General features: G+C 36.0%; 23 protein-coding genes and 1 pseudogene. 18 read left to right on the forward strand and 6 right to left on the reverse strand.

The genetic code is table 11. The features are described 5' to 3' along the window. Window positions 1-482: 482 nt before the first annotated feature. The 10 genes from ACHZK0_RS10980 (at window position 483) to ACHZK0_RS11025 (ending at window position 9,784) form a co-directional block, all read left to right on the forward strand. Window positions 483-1,793 carry an aspartate aminotransferase family protein gene (locus ACHZK0_RS10980; protein WP_001205889.1) on the forward strand — a complete coding sequence of 437 codons (1,311 nt, stop codon included), beginning with the start codon at window positions 483-485 and terminating at the stop codon, window positions 1,791-1,793. After that, complete coding sequence (gene atoD / locus ACHZK0_RS10985) at window positions 1,790-2,488, forward strand: acetate CoA-transferase subunit alpha (protein ID WP_000208097.1); 699 nt, start codon at window positions 1,790-1,792, stop codon at window positions 2,486-2,488. The genes ACHZK0_RS10980 and atoD overlap by 4 nt, the downstream gene beginning before the upstream one ends. Beyond that, on the forward strand, window positions 2,473-3,135 hold the full coding sequence (locus tag ACHZK0_RS10990) for a CoA transferase subunit B (RefSeq protein WP_000525280.1): 663 nt from the start codon (window positions 2,473-2,475) through the stop codon (window positions 3,133-3,135). The genes atoD and ACHZK0_RS10990 overlap by 16 nt, the downstream gene beginning before the upstream one ends. Window positions 3,136-3,150: 15 nt before the next feature. Continuing rightward, complete coding sequence (locus ACHZK0_RS10995) at window positions 3,151-4,419, forward strand: peptidase (protein ID WP_395761539.1); 1,269 nt, start codon at window positions 3,151-3,153, stop codon at window positions 4,417-4,419. Continuing rightward, the gene (gene ablB, locus ACHZK0_RS11000) at window positions 4,416-5,261 is read left to right on the forward strand and encodes a putative beta-lysine N-acetyltransferase (RefSeq protein WP_262741735.1); all 846 of its coding nucleotides are present in this window, start codon (window positions 4,416-4,418) and stop codon (window positions 5,259-5,261) included. The genes ACHZK0_RS10995 and ablB overlap by 4 nt, the downstream gene beginning before the upstream one ends. A gap of 98 nt (window positions 5,262-5,359) precedes the next feature. Then, a complete protein-coding gene (gene rocR / locus ACHZK0_RS11005; RefSeq protein ID WP_262741734.1) occupies window positions 5,360-6,745 on the forward strand; it encodes an arginine utilization transcriptional regulator RocR in 1,386 nt (461 codons plus the stop codon). Window positions 6,746-6,955: 210 nt separating this feature from the next. Next, window positions 6,956-8,377 carry a lysine 2,3-aminomutase gene (ablA, locus tag ACHZK0_RS11010; protein ID WP_262741733.1) on the forward strand — a complete coding sequence of 474 codons (1,422 nt, stop codon included), beginning with the start codon at window positions 6,956-6,958 and terminating at the stop codon, window positions 8,375-8,377. Continuing rightward, the gene (locus ACHZK0_RS11015; RefSeq protein WP_000995761.1) at window positions 8,374-8,646 is read left to right on the forward strand and encodes a YokU family protein; all 273 of its coding nucleotides are present in this window, start codon (window positions 8,374-8,376) and stop codon (window positions 8,644-8,646) included. Before ablA ends, ACHZK0_RS11015 begins: the two co-directional genes overlap by 4 nt. A 72-nt stretch (window positions 8,647-8,718) precedes the next feature. Further along, window positions 8,719-8,934: a YozE family protein gene (locus ACHZK0_RS11020; RefSeq protein WP_000750725.1), complete on the forward strand. Its 216-nt coding sequence runs from the start codon at window positions 8,719-8,721 to the stop codon at window positions 8,932-8,934. Between the two features lie 187 nt (window positions 8,935-9,121). Then, window positions 9,122-9,784, forward strand: coding sequence for a hypothetical protein (locus tag ACHZK0_RS11025; RefSeq protein ID WP_166689191.1), 663 nt, complete (start codon window positions 9,122-9,124; stop codon window positions 9,782-9,784). Window positions 9,785-9,788: 4 nt separating this feature from the next. On the opposite strand, the gene ACHZK0_RS11030 is transcribed toward ACHZK0_RS11025, so the two are convergent. Further along, window positions 9,789-9,956 carry a DUF3930 family protein gene (locus ACHZK0_RS11030; RefSeq protein ID WP_000456535.1) on the reverse strand — a complete coding sequence of 56 codons (168 nt, stop codon included), beginning with the start codon at window positions 9,954-9,956 and terminating at the stop codon, window positions 9,789-9,791. Between the two features lie 150 nt (window positions 9,957-10,106). On the opposite strand from ACHZK0_RS11030, the gene ACHZK0_RS11035 reads away from it, so the two are divergent. The 5 genes from ACHZK0_RS11035 (at window position 10,107) to ACHZK0_RS11055 (ending at window position 12,850) form a co-directional block, all read left to right on the forward strand. Beyond that, window positions 10,107-10,286, forward strand: a complete 180-nt coding sequence (locus tag ACHZK0_RS11035; protein ID WP_000658451.1) for a YozD family protein — start codon at window positions 10,107-10,109, stop codon at window positions 10,284-10,286. A 110-nt stretch (window positions 10,287-10,396) separates the two neighbouring features. Next, a complete protein-coding gene (locus ACHZK0_RS11040; protein WP_000473374.1) occupies window positions 10,397-10,579 on the forward strand; it encodes a hypothetical protein in 183 nt (60 codons plus the stop codon). After that, window positions 10,579-11,400 carry a serine/threonine protein kinase gene (locus ACHZK0_RS11045; RefSeq protein WP_262741732.1) on the forward strand — a complete coding sequence of 274 codons (822 nt, stop codon included), beginning with the start codon at window positions 10,579-10,581 and terminating at the stop codon, window positions 11,398-11,400. The genes ACHZK0_RS11040 and ACHZK0_RS11045 overlap by 1 nt, the downstream gene beginning before the upstream one ends. Further along, window positions 11,382-12,137, forward strand: a complete 756-nt coding sequence (locus tag ACHZK0_RS11050; RefSeq protein ID WP_262741731.1) for a sporulation protein — start codon at window positions 11,382-11,384, stop codon at window positions 12,135-12,137. The genes ACHZK0_RS11045 and ACHZK0_RS11050 overlap by 19 nt, the downstream gene beginning before the upstream one ends. A 77-nt stretch (window positions 12,138-12,214) precedes the next feature. Further along, complete coding sequence (locus ACHZK0_RS11055) at window positions 12,215-12,850, forward strand: phosphatase PAP2 family protein (protein ID WP_061678422.1); 636 nt, start codon at window positions 12,215-12,217, stop codon at window positions 12,848-12,850. Here the strand turns inward: ACHZK0_RS11055 and ACHZK0_RS11060 are convergent. The 3 genes and pseudogenes from ACHZK0_RS11060 to ACHZK0_RS11070 all read right to left on the reverse strand — a co-directional run bounded on the left by ACHZK0_RS11060 (window position 12,840) and on the right by ACHZK0_RS11070 (window position 14,735). After that, window positions 12,840-13,721, reverse strand: coding sequence for a cation diffusion facilitator family transporter (locus tag ACHZK0_RS11060; RefSeq protein ID WP_140384339.1), 882 nt, complete (start codon window positions 13,719-13,721; stop codon window positions 12,840-12,842). The genes ACHZK0_RS11055 and ACHZK0_RS11060 overlap by 11 nt on opposite strands. Before the next feature lie 295 nt (window positions 13,722-14,016). After that, complete coding sequence (locus ACHZK0_RS11065) at window positions 14,017-14,331, reverse strand: thioredoxin family protein (protein ID WP_000658777.1); 315 nt, start codon at window positions 14,329-14,331, stop codon at window positions 14,017-14,019. 140 nt (window positions 14,332-14,471) lie between these two features. Further along, window positions 14,472-14,735: pseudogene (locus ACHZK0_RS11070) on the reverse strand (hypothetical protein). A 240-nt stretch (window positions 14,736-14,975) separates the two neighbouring features. On the opposite strand from ACHZK0_RS11070, the gene ACHZK0_RS11075 reads away from it, so the two are divergent. Then, a complete protein-coding gene (locus tag ACHZK0_RS11075; protein WP_262741730.1) occupies window positions 14,976-15,149 on the forward strand; it encodes a hypothetical protein in 174 nt (57 codons plus the stop codon). On the opposite strand, the gene ACHZK0_RS11080 is transcribed toward ACHZK0_RS11075, so the two are convergent. After that, window positions 15,128-15,736 carry a hypothetical protein gene (locus tag ACHZK0_RS11080; RefSeq protein WP_262741729.1) on the reverse strand — a complete coding sequence of 203 codons (609 nt, stop codon included), beginning with the start codon at window positions 15,734-15,736 and terminating at the stop codon, window positions 15,128-15,130. The genes ACHZK0_RS11075 and ACHZK0_RS11080 overlap by 22 nt on opposite strands. A 949-nt stretch (window positions 15,737-16,685) precedes the next feature. Between ACHZK0_RS11080 and ACHZK0_RS11085 the strand changes: the two genes are divergently transcribed. Continuing rightward, complete coding sequence (locus ACHZK0_RS11085; protein ID WP_262741728.1) at window positions 16,686-17,039, forward strand: hypothetical protein; 354 nt, start codon at window positions 16,686-16,688, stop codon at window positions 17,037-17,039. A gap of 345 nt (window positions 17,040-17,384) precedes the next feature. On the opposite strand, the gene ACHZK0_RS11090 is transcribed toward ACHZK0_RS11085, so the two are convergent. Beyond that, the gene (locus ACHZK0_RS11090) at window positions 17,385-19,340 is read right to left on the reverse strand and encodes a beta-propeller fold lactonase family protein (RefSeq protein ID WP_395761540.1); all 1,956 of its coding nucleotides are present in this window, start codon (window positions 19,338-19,340) and stop codon (window positions 17,385-17,387) included. Between the two features lie 593 nt (window positions 19,341-19,933). On the opposite strand from ACHZK0_RS11090, the gene ACHZK0_RS11095 reads away from it, so the two are divergent. Next, the gene (locus ACHZK0_RS11095) at window positions 19,934-20,203 is read left to right on the forward strand and encodes a DUF3947 family protein (RefSeq protein WP_395761541.1); all 270 of its coding nucleotides are present in this window, start codon (window positions 19,934-19,936) and stop codon (window positions 20,201-20,203) included. Window positions 20,204-20,364: the final 161 nt, after the last annotated feature.

Here is a 20,364-nt window from a genome sequence, read left to right on the forward strand (position 1 = left end):
AAAGAGCGTCGTGCCGAACTGATTAATGTGGTTAATCGGTTCTTTTTTTAATGTATAAAACGGATGCTGATGTATGTGAAATCTTGGTTTCTTTAAAATAATTGCTATGCATTTAGTGGGATTAATTGTCGAGATTTGTTTAAAAATATGCAATATAAAGTAGGAGAATAGGAAGGAGTTTAATGGGAGTTTCGTCGAAGTTTACACAATGTCGGCAATTGAGGGAAGCTGACATTATGTTAATAAAACATGTAGTGAAACATTTATTTTATATAAAGGAGGGTTAGTTGAGCGTATAGATAAGGGTTGGTCTTCAATTTAAGTTCTGAATTTTCTGTTTTTGAATTGATATTAAGCACTCATTTGTATATTTTATAATAGTTTTTTGATAAAATCACTGCTTTCGCAGAGGGTTCTTTTTTATGAAAGAAACGTCAATTTTCTTCATATATATATACAAATTGGAGAAATGGGGGAGCGCTATGCGCGATTACTTAATTAAACCACTTGTTGGTCAGCCGTATCCAATGATTTCACATGGAAAAGGTGTGTATTTGTATGATCAAAACGGAAATAAATATTTTGATGGCTCGTCAGGGGCAATTACGGCAGGTATTGGGCATGGCGTAAAGGAGATTGCGGACGTTATCAAAAAGCAAGCAGAGGAGATTGCTTTCGTTTATAGATCACAGTTCACGAGTGAACCAGCTGAAAAATTAGCGAAGAAATTAAGCGATTTAAGTGTAGGAGATTTGAACTGGAGCTTTTTTGTGAATAGTGGTACGGAAGCAAATGAAACAGCTATGAAAATTGCAATCCAGCATTTTCAAGAGCGAGGTATTCAAGGGAAACATAAAATTTTGTCACGATGGATGAGTTATCACGGTATTACGATGGGAGCCTTATCAATGTCTGGGCATCCACTGCGCAGACAACGTTTCGTGTCAATTTTAGAAGATTATCCAACTATTCCAGCTCCATATTGTTTTAGATGTCCGGTGCAAAAGGTATATCCAACTTGTCAGCTTGCTTGTGCGACTGAACTAGAAAGATCAATTGAAAGAATTGGTGCAGAACATATCGCAGCTTTTATCGCTGAACCAATTATCGGAGCAGCTGGAGGCGCAGTCGTTCCGCCGAAAGAATATTATAAAGTTATTAAAGATATTTGTAGTCATTACGATATTTTATTTATTGCCGATGAAGTAATGACAGGGCTTGGTCGTACTGGCGCATGGTTTGCGATGGAGCATTGGGGTGTAGAACCTGATATTATGACTCTTGGTAAAGGTTTAGGGGCTGGATATACACCGATGGCAGCGACGATTGTAAGTGACCGTGTTATGGAGCCGATTTTACGAGGATCACGTTCAGTTATGAGTGGGCATACGTTAAGTGCAAATCCATTATCAGCAGCAACAGCTCTAGCTGTTATTGAGTATATGGAGAAACATAATCTACCTGAAAAAACAGCAGAAAAAGGAGAGTATTTAATAAAAGGACTACAGAAAGTTCAGCAACAATCGACAATCATTGCCGATGTGCGAGGAAAAGGGTTGCTGATCGGAGTAGAATTGCAACCGTTTACAAAAGCATCGGAACTTATTTCGGTTGCAGCTAAAAATGGTCTTCTTTTATACCAAGCTGTTTCAGGGCAAGCAGGAAAAGAAGATAGTGCACTGCTTGTAGCACCGCCGATGACAACTACATATTCCGAGTTAGATGAATTACTTTCAATTTTTGCAAAAAGTGTAGAAGAAATGATGCAAAAAGGAGGGCATAGTATCGCATGACAACTATTACGAATACATTTGATAAATTAAAAGAGATAGAGGAAGTAATTTCTTTGTTCCACGATGATATGACATTAATGTTTGGAGGATTTGGGGGGATTGGATCCCCTCCATCTTTAATACAGGCGATTTTAGAAAAAGGAGTTACAAATTTAAATTTAATAGGAAATGACACGGGATTTCCTGATGTAGGAATTGGTCGTCTTGTTACGAATGAAAGAGTAAAATCATTAATTACTTCACATATTGGTTCAAATCCAAATGCAGGAAGACAGCTAAACGAAGGAAGGTTGCAAATCGAGTTTTCCCCTCAAGGAACATTAGCAGAGCGTATCCGCGCTGGTGGTGTAGGACTTGGAGGCGTATTAGTTGATGTAGGTGTTGATACGATTGTAGAAGAGGGAAAACGTACAGTTGAAATGAATGGTAAGACATATTTAGTTGAAACAGCATTAACTGCTGAGGTTGCAATTGTATATGCAAAAAAAGCGGATCCATTTGGTAATCTTGTGTTTGATAAAAGCGCTCGTAACATGAACCCTCACGTAGCAATGGCAGGGGATATAACGATTGTAGAAGCAGAGGAGATTGTTCCACTTGGAAGTTTAGATCCAGAAGAAATTGTTGTCCCAGGAGTATTTGTAAATTATATTGTACCGTCGGAAGGAGTGAATTGGAAATGGGTATGGGCGTAGAAGTGAGAGATAAGATTGCTAGGCGTGCGGCGAAAGAAATACAAAATGGTATGATTGTAAATTTAGGTATTGGTATACCATCGCTTGTACCGAATCATCTTCCTGACGATATAAATGTTATGTTTCATGCGGAAAATGGAATCGTAGGTATGGGACCTACACCGAGCAAAGGGAATGAAGACGAAAATTTATGTAATGCAGCAGGTTTACCGACTTCCCTAATTACAGGAGCGAGTTATTTTGATAGTTGTACAGCGTTTGGGATGATTCGAAAAGGTTTATTAGACATAACGATTCTTGGTTCATTACAAGTAAGTGAGAATGGTGATTTAGCGAACTGGATTGTACCAGGAAAACGCGTTCCAGGTATTGGGGGAGCGATGGATTTGGCACAAAAAGCGAAGCGGGTCGTTGTTGTGATGAATCATGTCGATAAATACGGAAATGCAAAAATTGTTTCGGAGTGTACATTACCATTAACTTCAAAGAAATGTGTAGATTTAATTATTACGGATATGGCAGTTATGGAAGTGACGCAGGATGGACTCATTTTACAAGAATTAATGAGCCCATACACAGTGGAAGATATAAAACAACATACAGAAGCTGATTTCAAAATTGGCTCTAACCTACTAGTAATTGAATGAGGGGAGATGTAATATATGGAGCAATTAAAAAAGAAAATTTGTGATTATATCGAGAGTCATGAAGAGGAAAGCGTAAAATTTTTAAAACGATTAATTCAAGAAAAAAGCGTATCTGGTGATGAAAGTGGTGCGCAGGCAATTGTGATTGAAAAATTACGTGAGCTAGGTTTAGATCTTGATATTTGGGAACCTTCCTTTTCTAAAATGAAAGATCATCCTTATTTTGTATCACCGCGCACAAGTTTTTCAGATAGTCCTAACATAGTGGCAACTTTAAAAGGAAGTGGCGACGGAAAATCTATGATATTAAATGGACATATTGATGTCGTGCCAGAAGGAGATGTGAATCAGTGGGATCACCACCCTTATAGTGGTGAGCAAATAGGGAATCGTATATATGGTCGTGGAACAACGGATATGAAAGGCGGAAATGTCGCACTAATGCTTGCGATGGAAGCCATTATTGAATCTGGTATTGAATTAAAAGGAGATATTTATTTTCAAAGTGTAATAGAAGAAGAAAGTGGCGGGGCAGGAACATTAGCGACTATATTACGAGGATATAAAGCGGATGGTGTCATCATTCCAGAACCGACAAATATGAAGTTTTTCCCGAAACAACAAGGGTCCATGTGGTTTCGTCTACATGTGAAAGGCAAAGCAGCACACGGTGGAACACGTTATGAAGGAGTAAGTGCAATTGAAAAAAGTATGTTTGTTGTAGATCATTTGAGAAAATTGGAAGAGAAGAGAAATGGTCGAATTACAGATCCATTATTTAAAGGAATCCCGATTCCAATCCCAATTAATATTGGGAAAATTGAAGGCGGGAGCTGGCCAAGTTCTGTTCCGGATTCGTTAATTTTAGAAGGAAGATGTGGTATTGCGCCGAATGAGACTATAGAGGCAGCAAAAGAAGAGTTTGAGAATTGGATCGCAGAATTAAATGATGTGGACAATTGGTTTGTTGAAAATCCTGTAGAAGTAGAGTGGTTTGGAGCGAGATGGGTTCCTGGTGAACTAGAAGAAAATCATGAGTTAATTACTACACTAGAGCATAACTTTGTTGAAATCGAAGGGAACAAACCAATTATTGAAGCATCTCCGTGGGGGACTGATGGAGGTTTATTTACACAAATCGCTAACGTACCAACGATAGTATTTGGTCCAGGAGAGACGAAAGTAGCACATTATCCAAACGAATATATAGAAGTTGATAAAATGATAGCTGCCGCAAAAATAATTGCATGTACATTACTAGATTGGTGTGAGGTGAAAAAATGAAATACTATGAATCTTTTAGAGAACAGACGAATGGTTATACAGTTGAAGGCGTTTTAGACTATTTTAATAAACGTATTCGAGTAGACCACTACACAGGAAATATTGAGAGGATTATCCAAACAGTTGACGAATTAGCAGAGAAGCATTCTTTCACTAAATGTATTATTAAAGGAAAGGGAGAGCATGTTTCTACATGGCTCTCTTTCGGTTTTTTATTGGAAGCAACAATACCGCATTATTTTCAAGGTCATGATGCATACTTCTTCGTGAAATTTATTAATGATGAAAGACGAAATAGTATTCATTGGGCTGAGGAAGATACCATTTTAAGCGGTGTTAAAGCAAAAGAAGTAAAAGAAAAAATAGTCCCAGAGAAATTTCTATTAAGAAAAGCGACAGAAGAGGATGCGGAAGAATTAGCGGTTGTTTTTGGAAAAGTATTTGAAGTGTATCCGACTCCTTTAAACGAAGCAAGTTATGTAAAACAAACGATGAAAGAAGACGATACAATATACTATGTGTATGAATTCGAGGGGAAAATAATTAGTACAGCATCTGCAGAAATGAATATAAAAGAAGGAAATGCAGAATTAACGAATTGTGCTACGTTACCCGAATATCGTAAACATGGGTTTATGAAAAGTTTACTAATTAAGTTAGAAGAAGAATTGCAAGAAAAATCGATTTTCTGCTCCTATACAATTGCTCGATCACTTTCTTTCGGAATGAATGCGGCCTTTCATCAGTTAGGTTATACGTATACAGGAAGACTGGCGAACAATTGCTACATTTTCGATAAGCTGGAAGATATGAATATATGGGTGAAAGATTTGTCTAAATAGTACGGTATAAAAATAGAACGGAATCGTCATGCTTATAATCGCATATAGGTATGCCGGAAATTCGGCATACGATTGCTGGATTTTCGGCAAAAGGGGGGATGACATTGCTAGCAGTTTCGACACAAGAAGTCATTGAAGCGATTTTGGGCAGTATTGATGAGGCTATACACGCAGTAGATGAAAATGGTATTACAATTTTTTATAATACAGTAGCTGCAAAACACGATGGATCAAAAATTGAAAAAGTGTTAGGTAAACATTTATTAGAAGCGTTTCCTTCTTTATCTAGGGAAACAAGTACGTTGATGAAAGTGTTAGATACAAAAAAACCAATCGTTCATCAAGTGCAACATTATCAAAATTTAAATGGGGAAGACATTTGTACAGTAAATACGACGTTACCTATTTTTATAGATGGAAATATTGCTGGAGCTGTTGAAATTGCTAAGGATTATTCCACAGTTCAAAAACTTACGGATACAATTGTCGATTTGCAGTCGAAAATAAAACGGTCATCTAGAAAAAAAGCAATTAAAAAGCATGTTGCATTTGAGACGATCGTGACGAATGATGCTCGGTTTAAACAGACGAAAGAATTAGCACAAAAAGTAGCCCCAACGGATGCAAATGTTTTAATATATGGGGAAACAGGAACAGGGAAAGAGCTATTTGTACAAGCGATTCATGAAGCTTCTAAACGGAAGAACAAGCCGTTTATTGCACAAAACTGCGCAGCTTTGCCAGAGTCCCTGTTAGAAAGTTTATTGTTCGGAACGACGAAAGGTAGCTATACAGGGGCAATCGAACGAGCGGGATTATTTGAACTTGTAGATGGAGGGACATTGTTTTTAGATGAACTGAATTCAATGCCACTTGATTTACAAGCGAAAATGCTACGTGTATTAGAAGATGGTGTTATTCGTCGTATTGGTGATAATAAGACGAGAAAAGTAGACGTTCGCGTTATTACCGCAATGAATCAGCCACCAGAAATATGTTTAAAAGAGAATAAAATTCGCACTGATTTATATTATCGATTAAATGTCTTTTCATTATATATTCCGCCGCTCCGTGAAAGAACTGAGGATGTATTATTATTAGCGTCTTATTTTTTGAAAGAATATAATAAAAGTTATAAAAAAGGTGTACTTCAAATGGATAAGGAAGCGAAAGAACGACTAGAAGCTTACCAATGGCCTGGAAATGTTCGGGAGTTAAAACATACGATTGAACATGCTGTCATAATTGCAGAAGGTAATACATTAACAGCCAATTGTTTACCGCGTACATTTCGGAAAGAGAATCTTCCGAAGAAGAGGAGCATATTGCCTCTTAGAGAAGCACTTCATCAAACGGAAAAAGAATTAATAGATCAAGCGTTAATTGAAACGGAAGGGAATATACTACAAGCTGCAAAAATGTTAGGTATCCCTCGTCAAACGCTGCAATATAAGCTGAGTAAGTACGACAAAACCGCCGAATAATTGGCGGTTTTTGTGTATTTGCACCAATAAAAGAGCGTTTACATATATAAAAAGTAATGAATATGATAGTATGTATGGATTTCATACAGTGCTTAAAAATATTTTTTTGCTTATGTAATAGCGTTCTCCGTACATTTACTTATCAATAATGTAAAGTTGGCATAACTATTGCTTATATAAAGGATGAGCGTATAAAAAGGGGGAATAGCAATGTTACATGATGTATACAAACCAAATCGTCACTGGAAAGATATCGAGTTGTGGAAGGATATTACTGAAGAACAATGGAATGACTGGGTTTGGCAATTAACGAATACGATCAAAACGTTAGATGACTTAAAGAAAGTGATTAATTTAACACCTGACGAAGAAGAAGGCGTTAAAATTTCAACGAAAACGATCCCGTTAAATATTACACCGTACTATGCTTGGCTAATGAATCCTGATGACCCACGCTGTCCGATTCGGATGCAATCTGTACCGATTTCGGAAGAGTTATATAAAACAAAATATGATTTAGAAGATCCGCTTCATGAAGATGAAGATTCACCAGTTCCAGGGTTAACACATCGTTATCCTGACCGCGTATTATTCTTAGTAACGAATCAATGTTCTATGTATTGTCGTTACTGTACACGCCGTCGTTTTAGTGGACAAATTGGAATGGGTGTGCCAAAGAAACAATTAGATGATGCAATTGGTTACATTCGTGATACACCACAAGTACGAGATGTATTAATTTCTGGTGGTGACGGTCTTCTTATTAACGATAAAATTTTAGAATATGTATTAAAAAATTTACGAGAGATTCCGCATGTCGAGATTATTCGTATCGGAACGAGAGCGCCGGTAGTATTCCCGCAGCGTATTACAGAAAACTTATGTAACATTATTAAAAAATATCATCCAGTATGGTTAAATACACATTTCAATACTTCTATTGAAATTACAGAAGAGTCGAAAAAAGCATGTGAAATGCTAGCGAATGCTGGTGTTCCAATCGGAAACCAAGCAGTAATTTTAGCTGGTATTAACGACAGCGTTCCAATTATGAAAAAACTTATGCATGACTTAGTAAAAATCCGTGTACGTCCATACTACATTTATCAATGTGACTTATCTGAAGGTATTGGTCATTTCCGTGCACCGGTATCTAAAGGTCTTGAAATTATTGAAGGTTTACGCGGTCATACGTCTGGTTATGCGGTTCCAACATTCGTTGTTGATGCACCAGGAGGAGGCGGCAAAATTGCGCTTCAACCAAACTATTTAATTTCGCAAAGTGCAGATAAAGTTGTGCTTCGTAACTTTGAAGGTGTTATTACAACGTATCCAGAGCCAGAGAGCTATATCCCAGGAAGAGCAGAAGGGTACTTTAAAGAAATCTATCCAGACTACGAAGAAAAACGTTCAGATGTTGGCATTGCAGGTCTTATGAGTGATAAGAAATTTAACCTTGTTCCAGATGACTTACAGCGTATGAACCGTCGTAAAGACTATGAAGATAATGACACTCATGCATCACTAAAAGATAAACGTGATAAGCGCGATCAACTGAAAGATAAAAAGTATCAATCGCAAATGGCTAAATTAGAAGAAAACGACAAAAAAACTGAGGGTGATGCAGTATGAATTGTATGTGGTGTGACAGTACAGAAGCGAAAGAAAGCTTGAATACTGTATATTGGGAATTGCCAGATGGTACGAAAGCCATTGAAATCCAAGAGACACCATGCATTTCTTGTTCCTCATGTGGTATGGACTATCAAGCAGATCAAACAGTGAAAGAAATAGAAGATCAATTGTTTCTAATTTATACGAAAGATTTACCAAAACAACTAACATATGAAGAATTAATGGGAAGACCACGTCTATTAAAAAGAAATTATTTCGACTTTTAACCAGCTTTTATGCTGGTTTTTTTCTATTTTGCCTTGTATAATGTATCCAAGTTAGAAAGGTAGGGAATATTTTTGAAAAAGACATTTTACCACTATATGATGAAGCATCGTGCCGCTCTATTTAGTAATGAAATTTCGAATTTAGCAGAGGCAATGTACGATGATTTAAGCTTTCCGAAGCAATCTGAAGATTACGATGAAATTAGTTCATACTTAGAATTAAGTGGAATGCTAGAAAGTATGTCTATATTTGATGAAGCTTGGGATTTATACATACAAGAGAGATAAAACAATATGAAAATTTTGACGTGAAGCTAGTCTATTTGCTAGCTTTTTTTACGTTGCAAAAAAAATTTCATATGGTGATATTTTTTATTGAAAAAATTTATGAATATACGCTTCTGTGATAAGCGTTTTTATGTAGGTTGCATATACTGTTATCAAAATCACGACGTCAAAAAAAGGAGAGATATAGATGGCAAGGAAAAAGCAACCTAAATATAACGTAGGGGACATAGTCGTGATTACGCTATATGGAACCGTTGGTAAAATCACAAATATGAAGATTTTAGATGGAGTTTACGTTTACGAAGTAAATAATCACGATGGCTTTTACGTAGAGCAAACGTTGCAACACGTTTCAGAGCAAGATATGAAAAAAGGTGAAACTGAGTGGATTGAATTAAACTATAATTTCACTTTTGGTGATCTCGTGCAAGTAACAGGATATGATAAAGATGTGTTTCGAATTGTTGGTTTTCGTACAGAAGTATGGAGATATAAAAATGACGCATGGGAAGATACAATATACGAATTGTCACGAATTACGGATGGTGAATGGTTAGAAGCAGATGAATCAGATTTAACGCTACTTGCAAATGCTCAAACGGCAAATGCAATTTTGAAGAAAATGAAACAAGATAAAGCTGGTATGAATAAATTAGATTTAGGAAAATTAAAGTCAATTAACAACTCAAAAAAAGTGAGTGTTAAGACAAATCGTCAAGAAATCATTGATGGATTACTTGATATTTATAACGATTATCAATTGTTATTTGATACATTTAAAGATGAAGAATACAAAATTGTTATGGATGTTGTTCATAATTATTTAGTTAAATTGACAGAGAAAAAATAGTTAACTAGAAAGAGAGAATGAATTGAACAACAACATATGCAGTATAAGGTATGCCTACAATTATTAAAAAAATAAAAAGCCATTTAATAAGAGAGTCTGCCCATTGATCTTCATGCATGAACTCTTCTTTTGTTTGCCCTACTTCTTGTTCTACCTCATATTGGTATTCCATAATTAAATCCCCCTTTTTGATAGCTTGTACTACCATCGTATGCATCTCGTCCAAAGGATATGACCTATAAAAAAAGAAAAACTATTTTTCTAATCTCATATACATATTTTTGAGATTTTTTCATAAAACAGAAATAAAGGAGTGATGCTCATGAAGGAAATTGAAGTCGTAATTGATACGGAAGAGATTGCGGAGTTTTTTTATGAGCAACTAATTGAAAGAGGATACGTCCCAAAACGAGAAGAAATTGAAGATCTCGCAGACATTACATTCGAGTACCTATTAGAGAAATGTATGATTGATGAAGTGTTTGATGAAGAGGATGAGTGAAAGTAGCGACGGGGTTTACTCGTCGTTTTTTACTCTTTACAAACTTGTCACAAATATAGTCGGTAATAGTTGGTATAATTAAAAGAAAATTTTACTCAAGAGGTGAAGGGATGTTCAAAAAAATTATTGATTCTTTATTAGGTAGGAAAAAATATCGTTCGTATTCTAGTAGTGATTATCGCCATAGAGGTCGCTCTTATTCAAGTAGCGATTATAAACGACGTTCATCTGGTTATGGCCATCAGCATTATAAAAGAAAGCGTAAAAGCCGTAGCTTCTTTTCAAGTAGCTGATGAAATGGCGTCGTATACTAGCTTTATTTGATAGACCACTTCGAAAAAATACAATCGTTGCAGAACGTTATAAAATTGAATCAGTAATTGGAATGGGCAGTTATGGGGTTACATATGTCGTTAATGATTTACAAATAAATAGATATAAAGTCTTAAAACAATTAAGACAAAGTAAACAAAGGTATGAGTCTGGTAGAAGATCATTTGAACAAGAGAAAATGATCTTACAAAAATTAGCTCATCATGCAATTCCTAGTTTATATGATCATTTCGTATGGGAGAAAAAAAGCTTTTTTGTGATGGAATATATGCCGGGTGAGAATTTCGAAGATTATATTTTCTTAGATGGGTATGTATATACAGAACGTGAAGTTTTTAAAATTTTATACGATATATTAGAAATTGTATCGGTGTTTCATAGTAAAGGTATTATTCACCGAGATTTACGTATTCCGAATATATTAATGAAAGAAAATCGAATTAGTATTATTGATTTTGGTTTGGCTAAATTGAAGGGTGAGGGTGATGAACGAGCTACAACTTATGAAGGTGAACAAGCTTTGATGCGAGAAGTTCAGTTTCGTAGCGATTTTTATGCGCTTGGTCATTTCTCATTATTTTTATTATATGCAGGCTATGAATCTAATGAAAAATATGAAAAACCATGGTATGACGAATTAACTTTAGAAAATTATAACCGTGAAATGCTTATGCGAATGTTACAAATAAAAACGCCGTACTATGAAAATGTACAAGATTTAAAAAAAGATGTAGCTTTTGCTTTAGAAAGGATGGAGGATCCATGTTTCAAAAGTTTTTAGCAAGCGTTGGCATTGGTAATGCAAAAGTAGATACAGTTCTTGAAAAAGATGAGTATATTGTTGGAGAAGAGATACTAGGAAAGGTTCATATAACTGGAGGTTCAGTTAGCCAACAAATTGAAAGCATTTACTTAACGTTATCAACATCGTATGTACGAGAAGTGGATGATAAAAAAGTAACAGCAACATATGATCTAGAGCGAGTTCGTTTAACAGAACCTTTTTCTGTTGAGCCGAATGAAAAAAAGGAAATTCCATTTTCGTTTATAATGCCAGTTGAAACACCGCTTACACTTGGAATGAAAACAGTTTGGGTGCATACAGGCCTTGATATTAAACGCAGTATAGATCCAAGTGATCGTGATTACATTCAAGTGTTGCCAAATGCATTATTAAATAGTGTGTTAGAGGGTGTACAACAATTAGGTTTTAAAGCGCGTCATATAGAATGTGAAGAATTACCGTATCGATTACGTAAGCAAGTTCCATTTGCGCAAGAATTTGAGTTTGTTCCGGTTTCCGGAGAGTATTATGGGAAATTAGATGAACTAGAATTATTAATCTTGCCAAGCGCCTACGATCGACTAGAGGTTATTATGGAAGTAGACAGAAAATCCCGCGGATTAGCAGGTTTATTTGCAGAAGCACTTGATCTTGACGAGAAAGTGATTCGCTTTACAGTAACGAATGAAGATATTCCAGCAATGAAAGAAAAAATTAACAATTATATTTTTTAATAAACTATGCATAAAAAAGAAATGGAGAGGAAAACTAAAACAACCGCTCCATTTTTTTGCATAGTGAGGTTATGTATGTGAAACGATATCGACATTTATACTTGTTAAGTTCTACGCTACTCATTTGTTTTGTCGTATTATCACTTTCGTATCATACCGCTTGTATTGAGAAATTTGACAATATAGTCGCGCATTTTATTCAAAGTTTTCGAAACGATTATTTGACAGCCTATTTTACTTGGGTGTCATTTATCGGTTCCAAAAGAATATATTTTCCGTTGCTCATTATTCTTGTAATGTATTTTCTCGTTAGAAAAAAATTGCTTAGTGCATTACTTCTAACAATTAATTATTATGGATCTCGTTACTTAAACAGTATGCTTAAACTATGGTACGAACGAGCAAGACCTGATGTAACACAGCTTGTTACGGCAACTGGATATAGTTTTCCGAGCGGTCATACGATGAATGCTACTGCTTTTTTAGGATTTATTGCCTACGTCACCATTACTGAAGAACGAATTACATTGCATAAAAAATTGTTGATTATTTTTATAGCGAGCTTTGTTGTATTATCTATTTCAGTTAGCCGAATTTATCTTGGCGTGCACTATCCATCTGATATATTAGCAGGATGGGCGGCTGGGGGTAGCTGGCTCGTTTTATGTGTTATATTTCATAAAACGTTCATGAAAAAAGAACCTATGTCATAATAGGTTCTTTTTTCATTGGTTCAACATGAATGTGTGCATGGTAAATGCCAAACTTTTTCCGAAGCATAGCCTCGATGTTGTCAGTAATACAATGACTTTCCCCAACATCCATATGAGCATCAACCTCGATTGTAATATCAACGTACGTTTGATTCCCGTACATACGCGCGCGAATGTCTACGATGTTTTCCACGCCGCCAATATGTTCAATAGCACCAGCGTACTCTTCCATCTTATCTGGATCGATTCCATCCGTTAACATATGAGAAGCTTCTACGAAAATCTCCCACGCAGTCTTACAAATAATAAGGCCGACAAGTAAAGCAGCAATAGGATCTAAAATAGGCATTTGGAACTGCGAACCGACAATACCTACTACTGTACCGATACTTACGAGAGCATCTGATAAATTATCTTTCGCAGCGGCTTCTAATGATTTACTTTTTGTGCGCGCTGCAATTTTTTTCGTATACAAATATACAAAATACATAACGACAGCAGAAAATAAGGCTACCCATGCAGCAAGTACATTAGGCGCTGCTTGTTTCGGATTGAAAAAAGATTGAATGGCACTAATAACAACCTCTAATCCGACCGTTGCCATAATAAAAGAAGCAACAAGTGATGCAATTTGTTCTGCGCGCGAATGCCCATAAGGATGATCTGGGTCACGAGGTTTGCGAGAGATTTTTAGACCAATTAATATCGCTAAAGAAGCACCGATATCCGTTAAGTTATTTAAACCGTCAGCACGTAATGCGCTAGAGAGGGTAATATAACTGATGATGATTTTCATAGAGGATAAAAATATGTAGGCCATAATGCTGACAATCGCACCTTTATCAGCTTCTTTATGAGAAAGAGTATCCATTTTAATCACTCACCTTTCTACAAGGAATTTCTTTCTATAAATAGAGTACCAAACGAAACTCGTGTGGGTCTATACAAACATTGTTGACGTTTTTTAGCTTTTTAAGAAGGGGATAACAAAGTTTCGTGAAGGAAAAATATGTTGTAAAGTGCAAAGTTAGGGTATAAATGCGATTTGGATCGAGGGGATAGGGGAAAGGATACATGTATTATGGTGAATTCGTATATTACACCGCTGAAAGATGATCGGGAAAAATAAAAACCCTCTAGAAAATATTTTTCAGAGGGTTTTCATCTTAGTATGCTTCTAAAAACTCAGTAACTTGCTCTTCAGTTTTTGCGTTAGCACTATGTAAGTGGCCTAGCTTCTCACCATTTTGATATACAAGTAAACTTGGAATACCCATTACTTGATACTCTTCAGCGATACTTGGGAACTCATCTTTATTAATAGAATACCATTCAAACTTATTGAACTCTTCCATTACATCTCCGATAAAGTTGTCCATACGAACACAATCCGGGCACCATGTAGTAAAGAACTTAACAACTACTGGCTCCTCACTTGCGATGATGTCTTTGAATTCCTGTTCTGATTTGATTTCTTTCATGTTTTGTTTCTCCTTTTTCACAATTAATATTTTAGGTTGATTAGTTGGTGTATTTGCTGTGAAACGAAAACTTCTAACGAAATTCTAACGAGAGTTTTCTTTCCGAATAATTCGTTTGCAAATTGATTCACCGCAGTTTCTTAAATTCCTGGTACAACATCTTGGTAAGTGTCTAGTGTGATACCTACTAAACGTTTACTGGTAATCTTTTAGATCCTAGAAACGAATATTAGGAACCTTACTTTTCTTTATAAGCTTTTTCATGAGCTGTGTCAAACTTCTGAATTATAAGGTATAGGTAGGATAGATCAAATTGTATTCATGATAGCCATCGCTATAACGTTCTTTTCCTCAGATGTTTTTATGAAATGTTTATGAAGCCCCTGTAATGTCGGATAAAACAAGCAGGAAATTCAAAAAAAGATGTAGGGGATGCATATATGAATTTAGAGGAATCGCTATAAGAATTTATTCGTGAAGTTGTGAGAGAAGAGGTTAGGGCGGCGTTAGCTGAGTTCCAGCAATAATCACAACCAAATAAAGTAATGTGGGTGAAAGAAGCGTGACTAACAAGAGGGGAAATGAAGATGCGGTAGAAAAAGATCATTATATTATTCTTGTAGAGGGGGGATTAGGATGTTGAAATGGGGAAAGAAACTGTTTTTAAAAAACGCCCACCCTGCATTGTTTGTGAGAAACAAGAAGGTGAGCTCCACTTAAAAGAAACGAATTGGATTTGTGAAAATTGTGCCCAAATTAAGCATGAACAAGGTATTGAAATAGTTACCTATGCCCTTTACACCTTATTCCATAAATAAGAAAGCTGATGGGCTTCTGATTCAAGAGCTATTAAATGATCATTATTAATAGAGTTATTCGTATACATTCTGTTCTTTTGGATGTTAAGCACCGTATAATTTACATTGTTATATTCATTTGAAAATGTTGATTCATTTAATAATGTCAGTGTTGAGTTGATGTTATATTTATCAATTCGCTCTTTTTTTCCTTTGAAAAAAAGTTTAATAAGATGCGGCTCATCATTAATGAGCAAACCGAGTTCAGGTGATGAGCGGACGATTAAATTATCTGATAACCAATGTGATTTACCTGGATCAAACCAAGAGACGTCTTTGTTTTTAATAAATTTTTTGTACTGCTTTATAACATCAATGTAGTTTTGTTTTTTCTTCTGGTCAACAGTTTGTACTAATGTTTCAAAACAGTCAAAAGGTAGTTCGTTTTTATGAAATTTAATAATAGTTTCTCGTAATTGTTTCCAGTAATCAAAAACCGGGTGATATTCAGGTTGAGATTTTAGATTCTTTACAAAATTTGTTTTAGCTGCACTACTTTTCAGTGTGAAGTCTAAAAATTGTGTAAGTCCCACTTTAATTTCCGCCATGTTACACCCCCTTTCTAAACATTACCAATTCGATATTGGAAAGGGAAATCCTGCATTTTTAAGGCGGTGAACTAGATGCTAAAAAAACCGATGTTCATACACAATGGCTATTGTAAAGCTGATCCGCAAGAATGACGAAAATACCAATTCATTTTATATAATCAGCCACGATACTTGAGTGCCGTGGATTTTGTGTTTCTTATTGAGCTTGGTAATTATGGAATACTTTCTAAAAGGAGGTGATCTATCCCCACTAAATGATAATAATACGAAAAAGCATTGGAAGGGTTTTTAAAAGCAGTGGAGAAAGCTCAGAAAGAAGAGAATGAAAAATCAAAGAAACCAAATAAAGTAGATGAGTGAAGCGCGCTATCGTTAAAACGACGAATAACGTGCTTGTTTAATTTTTTTATAAGGCGCATGCATATTCATTGATTTACAGATGTGTGATACGTGAGCATAGTGTTTTTGATAAATAATAAAATGGTTATAAGGCGGAATTAAACGAAAATGCGATTATACGAAAAAAGGTCCTGTTGTTTCCAACAGGACCTTTCCTAAAATGGCAAAGAGTAACTCTTACCTTACTCTTCTCGTATATAATACCTGAAAAAGATAGATGTGTATACAACAAGAAATTCCAATATAATTATTCGAATATAGTGTTTAAGGATAAAGGGGTGGATTTCTGGATAAGGAATTAATTTACAAACGTTGATTTATCAAGGTGTTTAAATGGATTCTTATTAAAGTGTAGTTAATAAAGTGATATTGAGATAATAAGATATGTAATTTTGCATATCAGATTGTTAAAAGTGAACAAGGTTATAAAAGATTTAAATGTCATGCAAGTTGGGGGAGTTGAATACTAAAAATTCATTTGTTTTTTACTTTAATAAATAAATTAATTTGAATAGAAGTGAAAAATAGAGATTTGCCTTAGACATTTATGAAAGTAAAGAATATTTATAACAATAGGAGTAAATACACAGGTCCGATTTTTGTAATGATGGAGGGAATTGATGTGGACATAACTCAAAGCATGGCACGAATAGTCGTTAATGGGAAAGATCTTCCGTTTAATTCAGTTAGAACTTCTGTATGGAATCAAGGGCCTGTAAATGATCTAATTGTTTCAACAAACCAGAGAGTCGAGGAGTTTTATCAATTTATGTGGTCACAAGTACCAGTTACGCTTGCGATGTATTTTCTTCAGGGGGCGGACTTAATGAGGTTTGCTAGAATTATTGGGATTAATCAAAGTATAACGGGGGAATATATTTATCATTTCTCTTGGGGATAAGACGAATGTAAAGTAGCATATCAGCTGCTTTTTTATTTTGTAAAGAAATGTTAGGAGGCGATGAGTAGGAGGTTAGGAAAATAAGATTAGCTCGTGATATAGATCATTTGTGACTGTTTTTAAGCTCGTAAAGATAACCGGTTACTTCTTTTAATATAAGGGGGCGTACAAATAAATGTATAGAAGTATACATAAGAAAAAGTGAATTGAGTCGAATAATATCCTCTCCATGTATATCACGATTTGTAAAAAGTACAAAGTGGGGGACCGCTTTGCATATAAAATTTTTAAGGAGCATACAAAAAAAACAGAGAGACATATTTTTTGTCCCTCTGTTTTTTTATTTTATTCACAAATAGTTCCGGTTGCTATACCAGTTGGAGCAACACCTACTGGAACCGTGTCTATAACCGTATTAGTAGCAGTATTGATAACAGAAACAGTATTGCTAGCTTGGTTTGTAACGTAGGCGAGAGTGCCATTTGGTATGATGGTTACTTGATCTGGGGATAAAGCAACAGGAATTGTATCAATTACAGTATTTGTCGCCACACTTATTACTGATACATTATTACTAACTTTATTTACAACGTAAATACGAGTGCCATCCGGTGTAATATCTATACCAACCGGTTCAGTGCCTACGTTTATTGTATTAATTACGGAATTAGTAGCGGTGTCAATAACAGAAACAGTATTGCTGTTTTGATTTGTGACATAGGCACGAGTGCCATCTAGTGTAAAGACGATTATTCTAGGACGAATGCCAACAGGAATGGTAGCGCTAACTGTATTCGTAGCAGTATTAATAACAGAAATTGTGTTGCTTAATTCGTTTGCAACATATGCAAAGGCTCCATTTGGAGAAACAGTGATTCCTTGGGGAGCGTTGCCAACAGGAATGGTATCAATGACAGTGTTAGTACCAGCATTAATAACAGAAACCGTATTATTACCATGATTTCCAACATAAACAGTTGTGTTATTTGGAGTAACAGCTACACCGATTGGATTAGACCCAACAGGAATAGTAGCAATAACTGTATTCGTAGCAGTATCAATTACAGAAACGGTATCAGAAAAAATATTAGTAACATAAGCACGAGCGCCATTTGGTGAAACGGTTACTTCAAGAGGTGCATTACCTACAGTAATTGTAGCAACCACTGTATTTGTTCCGGTGTTAATAACAGATACTGTATCATTTGTAGGGTCATCTATGGCTCCTGCGTTTGTAACATAAACAAGGAAATTACATGCAGGTCCAGTTGGCCCCGTTGGTCCAGTTGGCCCCGTTGGTCCAGTTGGCCCCGTTGGTCCAGTTGGCCCCGTTGGTCCAGTTGGCCCCGTCGGTCCAGTCGGCCCCGTTGGACATTCACAATCTCCAGTCGGTCCTGGTGGTCCTTCTGGTCCTTCCGGCCCTTGCATTCCTTGCACCCCTTGAGGTCCAGTCGGCCCTTCGAGTCCTTCTGGTCCTTGAAGCCCTTGGACACCTTGAGGTCCAGTTGGTCCTTCTGGTCCTTCCGGTCCTTGGATTCCTTGTACACCCTGAGGTCCAGTCGGCCCTGGTGGTCCAGGAACTCCCATTCCAGTCCCAGAGCCAGTGGGCCCAGGTGGTCCAGGTGGCCCTTGAAGCCCTTGTACACCTTGAGGCCCCGTCGGTCCTTCCGGTCCTACTGGCCCTTGAAGCCCTTCCACGCCTTGAGGCCCAGTAGCTCCTGCAAGTCCTTCCGGCCCTTGAAGCCCTTGTACACCTTGAGGCCCAGTAGCTCCTTTAGGTCCTGAAAATCCTCTAGGTCCAGTCGCGCCAGTAGGACCGGGTATTCCGGTAATATTTAATAGAGAACTATTCAATATTCCTTGCAAAATCAAGTTGAATGTTTGTTGCAACAATGGGTCCGATATATTGGAACAACTAATGAGCGACGATAAATTTTGGAATAGAAATTGGAATAATGCAGAGATTTGAGTAAGAGATGCAGTAGGCAAAGAATTGATTAATTTAGTTATAGTTTGTATAACTAAATTTCTATTTGGAGTATTTGGTTGTACTGTAATGATTAAATCATTTAATGCCTGTAATGCAGATTGGAGTATTTGTATAGTTGTCAGATTTGGCGTGGTAAAGAAAGAAAGGATAGCCTGGTTTAATTGGTTAATTAGGGACAATAATTCTTGTTGTTGAGAAAATGAGAAAAAAACAGGTGTACAACAATTAGTTTGATTGCAAGAGGATATAGAAATAAAACAGGGGAATTGGAATTTTTCGCACGGATCGTTTGAGTTTTGATTATTTTTCATAATAACCTCCTTTTAAAAAATTTAAATAGTAAGTACATGTAATGATCAATATTTGTTTCTAGATGTAAAGTGTTTATGAGTATAAGTTATATGTGATATACCCAAGAATGTTTTGTAAAAGTATATGTAAACAAAATGAAGGTGTTCTTATGAGACTAGTATTATTGTAAAGATTTGGTGATAATTATAAGTTTAATTAAGTTAGGGTCTAATGGAGTTCCATTTAGAATTTTATCCCGCTTTAATGGGCGGTAAGACCCCCACCTCAAAATTCAGCGAAAGCAAAGAATTTAGGTGGGGAATCAACTGCCCATTAAAGTCCGATTGGTTCAACTAATAATCAGTGGGGGATGAAGAAAACCCCACTGATTAAAGTTTTACTTTATGTAAGGTTATTCCTTTTTTTATTCTGCTTTAAAAATTCAATCACGTTTAATAATTGAAACGAGTAAGTGAAATATGAAATTGAAGCGATTAAAAGAAATAATGAAATGAGAAACCTAATAAAAGCTAATGTACTAGTTTTCAGCACTTCCTAAAAAAAGAATCATACTATGGTTTGTAATAGCTTATATGGAAGTGAGTTGAAAATAATGTTTTATTCATATTTTGCTAATCAAGCTAGTATGCGACCAGCGTATGGTACATCAATAACGTTTAGCGGAGCACAAAGTACAGTTCAAGCTGTTCAACAAGCGTTACAAATGCAACAACAAATGCAAATGCAACAACAAATGCAAATGCAGCAACAAGGTATCGAGCCGTATTATTCATCTATGGAATATTTTTATCCAGTGCATCAAATCACACCGTATGGAAGTTCTTTTCTTACGATTCCATATGGAACTATATTCAATCTATAAGTTGAAAGTTCTATTAGTAGGAGCAGGTACCCAAAACTGATTATTAGCCATCACCAATCGGACATATACAGGCAACCGAGCTCCCACCTATCTTTATCGCATATGCCGAATTTTGAGGTATCCGCAAATAGCGAAAACAGTGTTTATGTAAGCGTCAAATA

The organism is Bacillus sp. 3G2, assembly GCF_044324725.1.
GTDB classification, from domain to species: Bacteria; Bacillota; Bacilli; order Bacillales; family Bacillaceae_G; genus Bacillus_A; species Bacillus_A mobilis.